Raw genomic sequence first — 13,272 nt, 5'->3', positions numbered from 1 at the left:
ATTATGGAATATGGCAAAAGAAATCAGCATGTGCTGATTTCTTTTGCACATGAATAAGTAAAAATTAGAAGTTCATTACTTTGTTAACAGCTTCAACAATATCTTTGTGGTTTGGTAACCATACGCTCTCAGCTTGAGAGAATGGGAATACTGTATCAGCAGCTGCAACACGTACAACTGGAGCTTCTAAGTTTAAGATTGCACGGTCGTTAATTTCCGCTACAACGTTAGCTGCAATACCAGCTTGTTTTTGAGCTTCTTGAACTACAACTACGCGGCCTGTTTTTTCAACAGAAGCGATGATTGTTTCGATATCTAATGGTTGAACTGTACGTAAGTCAACAACCTCTAAAGAGATACCTTCTTTTTCAAGTTCTTCAGCAGCTTTTAATGCAGCGTGAACCATAGCCCCGTAAGCGATAACAGATACATCTGTACCTTCACGTTTGATATCAGCTTTGCCTAAATCAATTGTGTATTCGCCTTCTGGTACATCTTGACGGAATGAACGGTACAATTTCATATGCTCTAAGTAGATAACTGGATCGTTGTCACGAATCGCAGAGATTAAAAGACCTTTTGCATCGTATGGAGTAGATGGAATAACAACTTTTAGACCAGGTTGTTGAGCCACTAAACCTTCTAAGCTATCAGCATGTAGTTCAGGAGTATGAACACCACCACCGAATGGAGAACGAACTGTTACTGGAGCAGTCCAACGTCCACCAGAACGGTAACGCATACGAGCTAATTGACCAGAAATTGAATCCATTACTTCATAAACGAAACCGAAGAATTGGATTTCTGGAACTGGACGGAATCCTTCAAGTGCAAGTCCAACTGCAAGTCCACCAATACCAGACTCTGCAAGTGGAGTATCCATTACACGGTCTTCACCGAATTCAGCTTGTAAACCTTCAGTAGCACGGAATACACCGCCGTTTACACCAACGTCTTCACCAAACACAAGTACGTTAGGGTCATTTTTCATTTCAACGCGTAAAGCATCAGTGATTGCTTGAATCATTGTCATTTGAGCCATGGCTTACTTCGACTCCTTTTCTTTGTAAATTTCATATTGTTCAGCTAAGTTGTAAGGCATTTTTTCGTACATGATTTCCATTAAATCAGTAACTTTTTGTTTTGGAGCTTGGTCAGCCTTAGCAATTGCTTGTTTAATATCTTCTTTTGCTTCTTCGATTACTTTCTCTTCAACTTCTTGAGACCATAGGCCTTTGTTTTCTAAGAATGCACGGAAGCGTACGATTGGATCTTTTTGTTCCCATTCGTTCTCGATATCTTTTGTACGGTAACGAGTTGGGTCATCACCAGCCATTGTATGTGGACCGTAACGGAATGTTAAAGTCTCGATTAAAGTAGGACCTTCGCCATTTACTGCACGCTCACGAGCGAAAGCAGTTGCTGCGTATACAGCTAATGGATCCATACCGTCTACTTGGATTCCGTAAATACCTGCTGCTACTGCTTTTTGTGCTACAGTTTTAGCCGCAGATTGCTTTTCTACTGGAGTAGAGATTGCATAACGGTTGTTTTGTACAACGAAGATTGCTGGAGCTTTGAATGCACCCGCAAAGTTCATACCTTCGTAGAAGTCACCTTGTGAAGCACCACCGTCACCAGTGTAAGTAATTGCAACAGATTTTTTACCACGTAATTTCATACCTAACGCAACACCAGCAGTTTGGATGATTTGCGCACCGATGATGATTTGTGGAGCAAGTGCATTTACGTTCTCAGGCATTTGGTTACCCATGAAATGTCCACGAGAGAATAAGAATGCTTGGTATAATGGTAAACCGTGCCATACTAATTGTGGCACATCACGATATCCTGGTAAGATGAAATCTTCTGCTTCAAGTGCGAAATGACTTGCTAATTGAGAAGCCTCTTGTCCAGCTGTTGGTGCGTAGAAACCTAAACGTCCTTGACGGTTTAAAGAAATAGAACGTTGATCTAGTACGCGAGTATACACCATACGGCGCATTAATTCTTTTAATTGATCATCAGATAATTCAGGCATAGCTGCTTCATTCACAACTTCGCCTTTTTCATTTAAAATTTGTAATGTTTCAAATTGAGCTGCGATAGCTTTCATTTGCTCATCAACATTAAATAGGGTCTTTTTTGTTTTAGTACCCATTCCGTTCACCTCTTCCTCTCTTGAACCATATTCTGAAACGCTTTCACTATCTATTCGCTAGATGGAAACCGCAACAATGTAAACCAACAAATTTATTTGTCGGTTGAGAATAATTTTGTGTACCTAACAATCTGTACTAATGTTTTTTCAGAAACATATTAATACAATCTTGATCACGTTTTTTAGTTTACAACTATTCTAATTACGATGTCAATTACTTTGAATACGTTTTTTTATAAATAATCTGCAGGTTTCTCCTACACAAACGTGTTTTTATTTTTCACATCTGTATTAGTAAGCATTAACCTACTGTTATATTATTCCCTTTTTAACTTGTTTTTTCTCTTAGAATAATATGTAAACGATTTAATTCCCTTTAGTTTTTCTCTCTTCTTAGCAAAAATATACAAACTCTTCTTCCTTTTATAGGTAATTACCCATACATTTCTACTCTTCCCTCCATACATTATAGTAACCGCAGTATTAGCGGGAAATGATAAAGGAGGTCATCTCATGTACGGATATTCATATTGCTATCCAACTTGTTCATATCCTTCCTACGGTTATGGCGGTTCTTGTGGTGGGTCTGGACGCGGCTTCGCCTTAATCGTTGTGTTGTTTATTCTTTTAATTATCGTTGGTGCTGCTTGCATTCGCTAATGTAAAATGAAACAACTATGGAAAGAAAGAGACGGCTCTGCCGTCTCTTTCTTTTTATTCCTACATAACCGATCTATCCTCCCCTTACTTGCCGATGACTTTTTCCATCTCCTTTGGTAGACTAAAGGGGAAAGGAGAGATTACATATGCTTACAATGAAAGATGTAATTCGCGAAGGAGATCCTATTTTGCGAAACGTTGCAGAAGAGGTAGTACTACCAGCAAGCGAAGAAGATACAAATACTCTTAAAGAAATGATTGAATTTGTAATAAATAGCCAAGATCCTGAAATGGCTGAAAAATATAGTTTACGCCCTGGAATCGGATTAGCGGCTCCGCAAATCGGTATTTCAAAGAAAATGATTGCGGTTCATGTAACAGATACGGACGGTACGTTATATAGTCATGCATTATTCAATCCAAAAATCATTAGCCATTCTGTTGAACGTACATATTTACAAAGTGGTGAAGGCTGTCTATCAGTAGACCGTGAAGTACCTGGTTATGTTCCTCGTTATACAAGAATTACAGTGAAAGCAACTTCTATCAACGGCGAAGAAGTAAAATTACGTTTAAAAGGGTTACCAGCAATTGTATTTCAACATGAAATTGACCATTTAAATGGTGTTATGTTCTATGACCACATTAATAAAGAAAATCCATTTGCCGCTCCTGACGATTCAAAACCTCTGGAGCGATAGTAAAAAAGGCGGAAGATACTCTTCCGCCTTTTTACTATATGAAATAGATTCCATATTCACTTATAGCAATCCAGCCCATTTTAAACCGTGATATATACCGTCTTCGCTAACATCCTTTGTCACATGATTTGCAAGTTTTTTCAAGTCTTCATGACCATTCCCCATCACAATACCTGTCCCAACCGCTTCAATCATTTCTAAATCATTTAAACCATCCCCAAATGCATACACTTGTTCACGGTTAAATCCTAATTTTTCAATGAATTTCTCAATCCCTTTTGCCTTAGAACCACCATTTGGAATAATATCCATTGAATACGCATGCCAGCGAATAAAATGAAAGTCTGGGTACTGATTTATAAACTTTTCTTCTTCATTTACTTCACAGAAAAGAAGTGTTTGATAAATATTACGCTTCTCATAAAAATCAGGTTCATATGCCGGATGCTCAAAATGTAAACTTCCAAACCCTTCTTTCACATAATCATGATATTCCACTGATGCTCTCATTTCTTGATGATCAAGATATACGAGCGGATATCCTTCTTGTTTTGCAAACTGAGTAAACTTATGTAGAGCAGCTGGATGTAATGGGTTATTAAATACTACCTCATCTTCAAATACAACGTACTGTCCATTAAAGCTAACATAATTGTGGATATTCAGTTCCTTACGAATATCTTCAAACATAAATGGTGCACGTCCTGTCGCAATTGCTACATGCACGCCTTTTTCTTGTAACTGTCTTACTGCATCTCGTGTAGATTGCGGAATCTTCTTATCATGATCTAATAATGTTCCATCAATATCAAAAAAGACAATTTTATCATTCATTTGTCAAAATCCTTTCTGTTACTCTATATTCCTATTTTGATTATCGCTTTTCAAATGCTAAAAAAAAGTATAACATATTAAACATCTGTGAAGAAAGCGTTCACTTTCTGACCTTATTTATGAAACCTGCATATATATATTAGTAAAAAATGTGGATACTTGTTCGTATGAATTTTCTTTTCTATTCTTTCTCATACTATATCTATAACTAACGGCTACTAATCGTTACTATAGAATAACTTTCTCTGTATGAGAAAAGACAAGATTCAACATTCACTTTTGTCCTCTTTCTTATATCAGAGACGGCGTTTTCACTAGTAATATGCATGTTTAAAATAAGGAAAGGAAGGAGTAATCATGCTGAAGAAGCTGAAGAAAAAGCTGAAGCGTTATTTAAAAGATCTAGTCCGTAAAAAGACGATCGCTTAAATTGTGCCCATTTCGGGCTTTTTCTTCATTCTCATTCGAAAAAACATGAAAATCGTGACTGTTTGCTTTATAATAAGTAACAGATAATGCAAAACATAGACAAGGAGAGGTTTTCCAAATGATTTTTAAAGTATTTTATCAAGAAAAAATGACTGAGGTTCCAGTACGTGAAAATACAAAAGTTTTATATTTAGAGGCTACGTCTGAGAAGGATGTTCGTACAAAATTAAATAAGTTCGCATATAATATCGAATTCGTTCAGTCTGTGACTGGCAATCATCTTGAATATGAAAAAGAAAACGCTGATTTAACATTAGCGGAAATCGTATAGTCATATGAAATTTCTAAAGAATGATCAAGCAGCCGTTTTTGCTTTAGGTGGACTTGGTGAAATCGGTAAAAATACATATGCTGTTCAATTTCAAGATGAAATTATTATAATTGACGCTGGAATTAAGTTTCCAGAAGACGAACTCCTCGGAATCGATTATGTAATACCAGATTACACTTATTTTGTGCGAAACGAAGATAAAATTAAAGGATTATTCATTACACATGGTCACGAAGATCATATCGGTGGAATTCCTTACTTATTACGTCAAGTGAACATTCCGATTTATGGCGGAAAATTAGCAATTGCACTAATCAAAAACAAATTAGAAGAGCACGGATTACTTCGTAAAGCAAAGCTTTATGAAATTCAAGAAGATGATGTTATTAAATTTAAAAAGACATCTGTTTCCTTCTTCCGTACAACTCACAGTATCCCAGATTCATACGGAGTTGTTGTGAAAACACCTCAAGGACAAGTGGTTCATACTGGAGATTTCAAATTTGACTTCACACCGGTTGGTGAACCAGCGGACTTAACAAAAATGGCTGAAATCGGAAAAGACGGTGTACTTTGTCTCTTATCTGACAGTACAAACAGTGAAGTTCCAAACTTTACAATGTCTGAGCGCCGTGTTGGTGATAGTATTCAAGATATTTTCCGCAAAGTAGAAGGTCGTATTATCTTCGCAACCTTTGCATCAAATATCCATCGCTTGCAACAAGTCGTTGAAGCGGCTGTTGAAAACAATCGTAAAGTGGCTGTATTTGGCCGAAGTATGGAAGCAGCGATTGAAATCGGACAAAACCTCGGTTATATTCGCTGTCCGAAAGATACATTTATAGATGCATCTCAATTAAATCGTCTACCGGCTAATAAAGTTGTTATTTTATGTACAGGTAGTCAAGGGGAGCCAATGGCAGCACTATCACGTATTGCTAATGGTACCCATCGTCAAATTCAAATTATTCCTGGCGACACAGTTGTTTTCTCTTCTTCACCAATCCCTGGTAATACAATTAGTGTAAGCCGTACAATTAATATGTTGTACCGTGCTGGTGCTGATGTAATCCACGGAAAACTGTCAAACATTCATACGAGTGGACACGGTGGACAAGAAGAACAAAAACTAATGCTTCGTCTAATTAAACCGAAGTATTTCATGCCAATTCATGGTGAATATCGTATGCAACGTATGCATATGAAATTAGCAAATGATTGTGGTATTCCAGAAGAAAACTGTTTCATTATGGATAATGGTGATGTTCTTGCCTTACGTTCAGATGAAGCAAGTGTAGCTGGTAAAATACCATCTGGATCTGTTTATATTGACGGAAATGGTATTGGAGATATCGGTAATATCGTATTACGCGATCGTCGTATCCTTTCTGAAGAAGGACTTGTTATTGTCGTTGTAAGCATTGATATGAAAGAATTTAAAGTTGCAGCAGGGCCTGATATTATCTCACGTGGTTTCGTTTATATGCGCGAAAGTAGTGATTTAATTAATGATGCTCAAACATTAATTACAACTCATTTAGAAAAAGTAATGGAACGTAAAACAACGCAATGGTCTGAAATTAAAAATGAAATTACAGATACATTAGCACCATTCCTATATGAGAAAACGAAACGTCGCCCAATGATTTTACCAATCATTATGGAGATATAAGAAAAAGGACAATACCTTTATGGTATTGTCCTTTTCTCTTATCTTAAAAAGTGCTTGAAACGATCTACTTCATCGTCATGACCAATTACAATTAATATATCTCCCGCTTGAATGTTTTCCGTAGCTCGAGGGGATACAATAACTTCTTTACCACGTTTAATCGCTACAATATTCAATCCAAACTTCGCACGAATATCTAATTCGATTAAAGAATGACCATCAATTTTTTTATTTGCAATAATCTCTACAATGCTATGCTCATCTGAAAGCTCAAGATAGTCTAACACATTACTTGATGCAATATTATTAGCAATCCTTTTTCCCATATCACGCTCTGGGTGCACAATGTGATCTGCTCCTATTTTACTTAATACTTTTTCATGGTAATCATTTTGAGCTTTTACAGTAATATTTTTTACACCTAACTCTTTCAGAATTAACGTTGTTAAAATACTTGAATTTAAATTGTCTCCAATCGCAACGACTACATGATCAAAATTACGAATACCAAGACTTTTTAATACCATCTCATCTGTTGAATCTGCAATTACAGCATGTGAAGCTATATTTGCAAACTCATTAATTTTATCCTCATCTGAGTCAATTGCCATTACTTCCATACCTAATTGAGCAAGTTCCCGGCAAATACTTCCACCAAAACGCCCAAGCCCAATGACAGCAAATTCTTTCTCTTTTTCACCCACAGAAATTCCTCCAATAACATTGAATACTATGTATTTTTATTGTAACATACTTTAGATTTGCTACAAAAACCTGTATATCATTCTTTATTTTTGTTTTTGCATATAAAAATACTGTTGTAAATAAAATGCGATACTGAAAATTAACATACCAAATACAAATATGTTTCCGAATGAACTAAACGTTTCAAAAACGAATAATAACGTTTCTTGTCCGAAGAAAGCAAATAATAGTTGTGTAAATGCGAATAGCAATGCCAATATGTAATGGTGTTGATGGAATAAGTAATGCGTTGCACCTAAAAAAGCGATAAAAGAAAGAATGAAAATCCACCAATTTTCTAAAAACAGTTGCCAATTCGCAAATTGATACCCATTTACTAATATCGCAATAATTGCTATAACCGCCATCGTTGGCACACTCCATAACAATGCACGCCCTCTAAAGAAACGCGTACCTTTTACATCTCCCTTTTCATTTGCAATGTATGTTAGCACGACAGTACTTATATACAAAACAGAGAGAATTGTTAAAACAATTATGAGCCAAAAATGCAACTGATAATATTCATGTTCTATATTCGTCACGATAGCAGCTAGCATACACGGTATTAGCATTCCCGTCCAACCATCTACTTTTCTCTCATTCCAAAATACCGTATTACCAATACGAATTCCTAATAGCATAAAAATAATGATACCTAGTACAAATAATGTAGTCTTATTTCCTACTAAGCTCGTTGAAAAAGCAATTAATCCAATAAATAAAAAAAGAACAAACCCATTCATAATTTCTAGTACAGGTGATAAATACCTTTTCACCCAGTTGTATGTCTCTTCATATTCATTATTATTCGCTAAACGGTAGGCATAAAAACTTATCCCAAAATAAACCGCCGCAATAATAACATATGTATATAAAACAAAACATAAAATCGCACTGCTAATCTGCACGTAATTCCCCACCCTTTTTTCTACGTTTCACCTTGATTTTACACACTTTCCACACGAATTGTAAACATATATAAGCTAGTTAACTAATCATCTTTCTCAATAAGCGATAATGAATAATGAGCAGCGGCTCAAAACCACTGCTCATTATTTTATCTATTTGTATGCCGATGTGTATCCAAAACAAATATAAAGTGAAACTTTAATCAGCCCTCACCAATCGGACTTTTATGGGCAGCCCGACCCCCACCTAACTTCTTTGCTTTCGCTGAATTTTGAGGTGGGGTCTTACTGCCCATTAAAGCGGGATAAAAGATGTTTTCACCTTGGAACTAACGAATACCCACTTTAAATTGTTACCAAGTTGGCGAGCAAATTTACTTTCTAGTTCCCTTCCACTTTACATATTGATCTAAAAATACGATAGCTTTCTCAATAGCCTCTTCATCTGGCTTTAATTTTGCATGATGTAAACCATATTCTGAATTTACCCCAAGCCAAAACATAAATCCAGGAATCTCTTGAAGCATATAACCAAAATCTTCACCTGTCATTGCCTCAGTACATGTAATTACTTTCATATCAGTTTGTTCACTTACAAATTGCATAAACTCTCTCGTTAATGCTTCATGGTTGTATACTTGGTGATACATCGCTCCGTAGTCAATAGCCGCTTCACATTGGAAGGAAGCTTCTATACCTGCAACAATTGCCTCAATCCTACTTTTAACACGACTCATTGATTCCACTGATAACGTTCGAATCGTTCCTTCTAACCGAGACTTTTCTGCTATGATATTTTGAACTGTACCGCCTGTTATTTTTCCGATTGTAATTACTGCACTATCAAGTGGGTTTACATTACGACTAATAACGGACTGAAGCTGTGTAACAAGGTGACTAGCTGCGACAATCATATCATTTGCAGTATGAGGATAAGCTGCATGTCCACCTTTCCCCTTTAAATCAACATATAACTCTGATGTATTTGCAAATAATAGCCCCTCTTTTGTAGCAATTGTTCCTACAGGGTATTCAGGTGCAATATGAAGGCCGAGAATAATATTTGGCTTCCACTCTTTTAACTCTTCACTCTCTAACATAGGAAGAGCCCCTCCAGGCCCTTCTTCAGCTGGTTGGAATAGAAATACAAGGTCATCATCTATTCTTTCTGTTACAGCTGCTGTTAGGAGGCCTAAACCGATTGTCGTATGTAAGTCATGTCCACATGCATGCATCATTCCTTCATGAACAGAAGCGAACTCATATCCAGTTTCCTCTGTAATTGGTAAACCGTCTATATCTGCGCGATAACCTATAACTTTTTCTGGATTTCTTCCCTTTACTTTAACAATGACACCTGTTCTCCATACTTTCACTTCCACATGTTCATTCGAAAGCGTTCCTATGTAATCTAAAATATACTGTTGTGTTTTCCACTCTTTAAATCCAATTTCCGGTATTTTGTGTAAGTCTCTACGAATTTGAACGAATTTGCTTACTACCATTTTTGCACCTCTATCTATAAAAAGCGTAAGAGCCTGTTTATGCTCTTACGCTTTTTTGTTTTTATTTCTCTGGGTTTAATTGACGAAGCTCTTGTTTAATTTCAGTTTTTGCTTTTGTCTTCTCATCAATCTCTTTAATTACACGTGCTGGAGTACCTGCTACAACTGTATATGGAGGTACATCTTCTGTTACAACAGCTCCTGCTGCTACAACTGCACCTTTACCTACTGTAACTCCCTCTAACACAACTACGTTAGCACCAATAACAACATCGTCTTCAACGATAACTGGTTTTGCTGAAGGTGGCTCAATAACACCTGCAAGTACTGCGCCTGCACCTACGTGACAGTTCTTACCAACAGTTGCACGTCCACCAAGTACCGCGTTCATGTCGATCATAGACCCTTCACCAATTACAGCACCGATATTAATTGTTGCATTCATCATAATAACAGCGTTGTCGCCGATTTCAACGTGGTCACGAATAATCGCACCTGGCTCAATACGAGCTTTAATACCTTTTAAATCAAGCATTGGAATTGCAGAATTACGACGGTCATTTTCAACAACGTAATCCACAATGTACTTGCTATTTTCATCTAGAATTGTCTTAATTTCAGACCATTCTCCAAATAATACACCAGACTTTTTATTTACAAATGCTTGTACCGTTTCAGGGAATGTTACTTCTTTTAAATCCCCTTTTATGTATACCTTTACAGGAGTTTTCTTTTCACTTTTTTGAATAAACGAAATAATTTCGTTAGCGTCCATCATTTTCATTCTTGTTGCCTCCTAAATCCATTTATAATGTTACTCTACCAAACGATAGAGCGAGTAGCAAGATAATAATCCTATTTTTCCATTTGAATTTCTTCTATAATTTCTAAAAATGCTTGTACTTGCTTCAATTGTCTAGCTGATTCACTCGTCAATAACCATGTTTCTCTCGTTAATTGGACAGGTGTTTTATACATATTTTCCTGTACTTCTTTTAAAACAGTAGAAGGTAAAAGAGCATAACCTATACCATTTAAAACGAGTTGTTTGCAAGTCTCAATTTGATCAACGACAATTGTTCTCTTAGGTGGATTAGAAAATAAACCATACCACCAATTTTGTATTTGTCCATAATAAGTCGAATCACTTTTAAATTGAATAAATGGTCTATTTGTTTCTTTTAACATCGAAATATCTTTTATTTCTTTATCCACTAAATAAAGTTCATCTTCAAATAATTGTTGCTTCTGGCCTTTATATTCTTGTGTTCCTCTCAATATAGCAACATGAACGTCTCCTTCATAAAATTGCTTTTGCACTTCACTACTCCAGCCAGTAAACAGCGATATTTTCACAGAAGGATATTTATGTACAAACTTCTTCAAAACAGGAGGAAGCCAATATTGACCAATAACTGATGCGACAGCTATTTTTAACGTCCCATGAGTTTCTGTTCTAAAAACAGCTAGCTCACTTTTAATATCCTCTTCCCTTTGTAGCATTTCTTTTGCGTAATTTGCGACTTTTTCCCCTTCAGGTGTAATTGTCAATCCTTTTTGCGAACGAATAAAAAACTTCATTCCCCATTGTTTCTCCATAGATTGTAATCGTTGACTAAGCGCAGGTTGTGAAACAAATAAACGTTCCGCCGCTTTTCTCATATTTGATTCCTGTGCTAACACAACCATCATTTGAAAATCATCAATTTGCAACTTTCTCCCTCTTTCCTTAGCTTCCATACACCTTATCTCAATAAGCTTTTCATCCTTAATTTAACTACATACGCTTATATTTTTTATCTTTTTAAATATAATACATACACAACTGATATGCACGAAAAAAAAGTGACTTCTTCGGTTCTATGAAGTCACTTTTCTCACATTATCGATTATGTTGCCTTACTTTTTTATTCAACAATTTTAAAATGGCTCGACGTGTTAAAATCCCCTCAAAATACCCATCTTCATTGACAGCGCAAATAAATGGATGATCAATAGTCATTTCTAATGCTTTTGCAAATGAATCTTCTAACTTAAGAACCGGAATATCTTTCTTCATTACTTGCTCTACTTTCATTTCGTCAAGTCTTTCAAACTCAATGCGTTCTAGCCCTAACATACCGTCTAAAATCATAGCAGTACTAATTAACCCATGCAATTTGTACATCGGGTCCAAAACAGGTATCGCCGAATATCCAGATTTCACAAGTACGAGTAAAGCATGCTCTAAACCATTCCCTATTTGGACGTGTGCTACTTTTTCTGATGAAATCATTAAATCTTTTACAAAAATTTGTTGAAACTCGTCTTTTGGAATACTAATCATATTACATCCCCCATTTTCCCTTTTTCCTGCTTATAATTACCGGCTCTATTCACATTTTATGACAGCGTTTTCACATTATTATTTTGTCCTTACATTCTTTCAGTAAAAACAAAATTACACAGCTATTTTAGCATATAACACAAAAAAAAGACTACCATTCCGGTAGCGCTTAATACCCTTTATTTTTTAATCTGTAAAATAACCTTGTGATTTTTTTATATTGCATCACGTCTGTCTTTTTTAAACCATTCTCGATATCTGTAAGTTCCACAGCTAAAATTTCACTCGCATAATTTTGCTGAAATAAAATATCTAATAACAAACTTTCCTCTTCTTCCGTTAAAACAAATTCCCTTTTCATATACCCCTCTCCTTATACTCGCATCGTTACCATTATTATATACAATTTTCAGCCTATTTAATAGATGTAATATTCAGTTTTTAGTGGAAGAAATATATAAATTGTTTTTATTTCGTATATCGATTTGCATAACTAAACGCCGCATAAGCATCTGGCTTAATTTTTGCAGTTAATCCCATCGCTTGAATTTTCGCTGTCATATCTAGAATAAATTCTTTTGTTAAACCATCATTTCCAATATCTAAATGAATCTCCATTATAAAACCAGCCCCATCTTGAGCATATGGATGCAATAAATCCCATATTGTTTGTATATGATTTGGAGTAAATAGGCATGCAATTTCTTGACTAAACTGCGTCTCTAAATATATTTTCTCACGTAAAGTTGCTGGCTTATCTTTTACTGATTGATGGTGTAAACACCCCCAGGCTCCTTTTCCAACGCGATGAATATGAATTGCCGTAATAAACCTCGTATCCTTTTGATGTGCTTGTGAGTCTGTCCCAATGGATAAACGATATAAATTTCGCGGATCCTTTTCAATGAAATTACAAATACGGGTAAAGACCATATCAAAATTTAAATGTCTCTCTGAAACATTATAAAATTTATGTTCACCGGCCACATAGTCACGTC

Annotated in this window: 15 protein-coding genes; 4 read left to right on the top strand and 11 right to left on the bottom strand. The window is 35.8% G+C overall.

Features of this window, described 5'->3' with window-relative positions:
• Window positions 1-64 precede the first annotated feature (64 nt).
• Together pdhB and pdhA are read right to left on the bottom strand one after the other, a co-directional pair.
• A complete protein-coding gene (pdhB, locus tag ACTFRS_RS15650; protein WP_000068166.1) occupies window positions 65-1,042 on the bottom strand; it encodes a pyruvate dehydrogenase complex E1 component subunit beta in 978 nt (325 codons plus the stop codon).
• A 3-nt stretch (window positions 1,043-1,045) separates the two neighbouring features.
• Window positions 1,046-2,161, bottom strand: coding sequence for a pyruvate dehydrogenase E1 component subunit alpha (gene pdhA / locus ACTFRS_RS15645; RefSeq protein ID WP_000536893.1), 1,116 nt, complete (start codon window positions 2,159-2,161; stop codon window positions 1,046-1,048).
• A gap of 513 nt (window positions 2,162-2,674) precedes the next feature.
• On the opposite strand from pdhA, the gene ACTFRS_RS15640 reads away from it, so the two are divergent.
• The gene (locus tag ACTFRS_RS15640; protein ID WP_000274562.1) at window positions 2,675-2,821 is read left to right on the top strand and encodes a YjcZ family sporulation protein; all 147 of its coding nucleotides are present in this window, start codon (window positions 2,675-2,677) and stop codon (window positions 2,819-2,821) included.
• Between the two features lie 146 nt (window positions 2,822-2,967).
• Entirely contained in the window at window positions 2,968-3,522 is a 555-nt protein-coding gene (def, locus tag ACTFRS_RS15635) for a peptide deformylase (RefSeq protein WP_046197916.1), read from the top strand.
• A 60-nt stretch (window positions 3,523-3,582) separates the two neighbouring features.
• On the opposite strand, the gene ACTFRS_RS15630 is transcribed toward def, so the two are convergent.
• Window positions 3,583-4,356, bottom strand: coding sequence for a Cof-type HAD-IIB family hydrolase (locus tag ACTFRS_RS15630; RefSeq protein WP_000998288.1), 774 nt, complete (start codon window positions 4,354-4,356; stop codon window positions 3,583-3,585).
• Between the two features lie 547 nt (window positions 4,357-4,903).
• On the opposite strand from ACTFRS_RS15630, the gene ACTFRS_RS15625 reads away from it, so the two are divergent.
• A complete protein-coding gene (locus tag ACTFRS_RS15625) occupies window positions 4,904-5,116 on the top strand; it encodes a DNA-dependent RNA polymerase subunit epsilon (RefSeq protein ID WP_000576444.1) in 213 nt (70 codons plus the stop codon).
• Between the two features lie 4 nt (window positions 5,117-5,120).
• Window positions 5,121-6,788, top strand: coding sequence for a ribonuclease J1 (gene rnjA / locus ACTFRS_RS15620; RefSeq protein WP_000670368.1), 1,668 nt, complete (start codon window positions 5,121-5,123; stop codon window positions 6,786-6,788).
• A gap of 38 nt (window positions 6,789-6,826) precedes the next feature.
• On the opposite strand, the gene ACTFRS_RS15615 is transcribed toward rnjA, so the two are convergent.
• The 8 genes from ACTFRS_RS15615 to ACTFRS_RS15580 all read right to left on the bottom strand — a co-directional run bounded on the left by ACTFRS_RS15615 (window position 6,827) and on the right by ACTFRS_RS15580 (window position 13,261).
• A complete protein-coding gene (locus ACTFRS_RS15615; RefSeq protein WP_000504032.1) occupies window positions 6,827-7,492 on the bottom strand; it encodes a potassium channel family protein in 666 nt (221 codons plus the stop codon).
• Window positions 7,493-7,576: 84 nt separating this feature from the next.
• Window positions 7,577-8,443: a cytochrome C oxidase assembly protein gene (locus tag ACTFRS_RS15610; protein WP_440024709.1), complete on the bottom strand. Its 867-nt coding sequence runs from the start codon at window positions 8,441-8,443 to the stop codon at window positions 7,577-7,579.
• A 374-nt stretch (window positions 8,444-8,817) separates the two neighbouring features.
• Window positions 8,818-9,948 carry an N-acetyldiaminopimelate deacetylase gene (locus tag ACTFRS_RS15605; protein WP_139866877.1) on the bottom strand — a complete coding sequence of 377 codons (1,131 nt, stop codon included), beginning with the start codon at window positions 9,946-9,948 and terminating at the stop codon, window positions 8,818-8,820.
• Between the two features lie 61 nt (window positions 9,949-10,009).
• Window positions 10,010-10,732 carry a 2,3,4,5-tetrahydropyridine-2,6-dicarboxylate N-acetyltransferase gene (dapD, locus tag ACTFRS_RS15600; protein WP_000783248.1) on the bottom strand — a complete coding sequence of 241 codons (723 nt, stop codon included), beginning with the start codon at window positions 10,730-10,732 and terminating at the stop codon, window positions 10,010-10,012.
• 71 nt (window positions 10,733-10,803) lie between these two features.
• Window positions 10,804-11,688 (bottom strand): LysR family transcriptional regulator, encoded by an 885-nt coding sequence (locus ACTFRS_RS15595; protein WP_001984809.1) that lies wholly within the window; start codon window positions 11,686-11,688, stop codon window positions 10,804-10,806.
• Window positions 11,689-11,830: 142 nt separating this feature from the next.
• Window positions 11,831-12,274: a cyclic-di-AMP-binding protein CbpB gene (gene cbpB / locus ACTFRS_RS15590; protein WP_000623566.1), complete on the bottom strand. Its 444-nt coding sequence runs from the start codon at window positions 12,272-12,274 to the stop codon at window positions 11,831-11,833.
• Between the two features lie 169 nt (window positions 12,275-12,443).
• Window positions 12,444-12,635 (bottom strand): antirepressor AbbA, encoded by a 192-nt coding sequence (gene abbA, locus ACTFRS_RS15585; RefSeq protein ID WP_000817794.1) that lies wholly within the window; start codon window positions 12,633-12,635, stop codon window positions 12,444-12,446.
• A 107-nt stretch (window positions 12,636-12,742) separates the two neighbouring features.
• Window positions 12,743-13,261 carry a ribonuclease H-like YkuK family protein gene (locus ACTFRS_RS15580; RefSeq protein ID WP_000896650.1) on the bottom strand — a complete coding sequence of 173 codons (519 nt, stop codon included), beginning with the start codon at window positions 13,259-13,261 and terminating at the stop codon, window positions 12,743-12,745.
• Window positions 13,262-13,272 lie beyond the last annotated feature (11 nt).

It is taken from the genome of Bacillus cereus group sp. MYBK139-1, from assembly GCF_051916915.1.
In the GTDB taxonomy this organism is placed as follows: domain Bacteria; phylum Bacillota; class Bacilli; order Bacillales; family Bacillaceae_G; genus Bacillus_A; species Bacillus_A pacificus.
This window is presented reverse-complemented; position numbering and strand designations above follow the sequence as displayed.

What these genes read in the sequence shown, in the direction of transcription:
- ACTFRS_RS15605 (WP_139866877.1), bottom strand. Translation starts at nt 9,948, where the DNA reads ATGGTAGTAAGCAAATTCGTTCAAATTCGTAGAGACTTACACAAAATA.
- ACTFRS_RS15640 (WP_000274562.1), top strand. Translation starts at nt 2,675, where the DNA reads ATGTACGGATATTCATATTGCTATCCAACTTGTTCATATCCTTCCTAC.
- pdhA (WP_000536893.1), bottom strand. Translation starts at nt 2,161, where the DNA reads ATGGGTACTAAAACAAAAAAGACCCTATTTAATGTTGATGAGCAAATG.
- cbpB (WP_000623566.1), bottom strand. Translation starts at nt 12,274, where the DNA reads ATGATTAGTATTCCAAAAGACGAGTTTCAACAAATTTTTGTAAAAGAT.
- def (WP_046197916.1), top strand. Translation starts at nt 2,968, where the DNA reads ATGCTTACAATGAAAGATGTAATTCGCGAAGGAGATCCTATTTTGCGA.
- dapD (WP_000783248.1), bottom strand. Translation starts at nt 10,732, where the DNA reads ATGAAAATGATGGACGCTAACGAAATTATTTCGTTTATTCAAAAAAGT.
- ACTFRS_RS15630 (WP_000998288.1), bottom strand. Translation starts at nt 4,356, where the DNA reads ATGAATGATAAAATTGTCTTTTTTGATATTGATGGAACATTATTAGAT.
- pdhB (WP_000068166.1), bottom strand. Translation starts at nt 1,042, where the DNA reads ATGGCTCAAATGACAATGATTCAAGCAATCACTGATGCTTTACGCGTT.
- ACTFRS_RS15595 (WP_001984809.1), bottom strand. Translation starts at nt 11,688, where the DNA reads ATGGAAGCTAAGGAAAGAGGGAGAAAGTTGCAAATTGATGATTTTCAA.
- abbA (WP_000817794.1), bottom strand. Translation starts at nt 12,635, where the DNA reads ATGAAAAGGGAATTTGTTTTAACGGAAGAAGAGGAAAGTTTGTTATTA.
- rnjA (WP_000670368.1), top strand. Translation starts at nt 5,121, where the DNA reads ATGAAATTTCTAAAGAATGATCAAGCAGCCGTTTTTGCTTTAGGTGGA.
- ACTFRS_RS15625 (WP_000576444.1), top strand. Translation starts at nt 4,904, where the DNA reads ATGATTTTTAAAGTATTTTATCAAGAAAAAATGACTGAGGTTCCAGTA.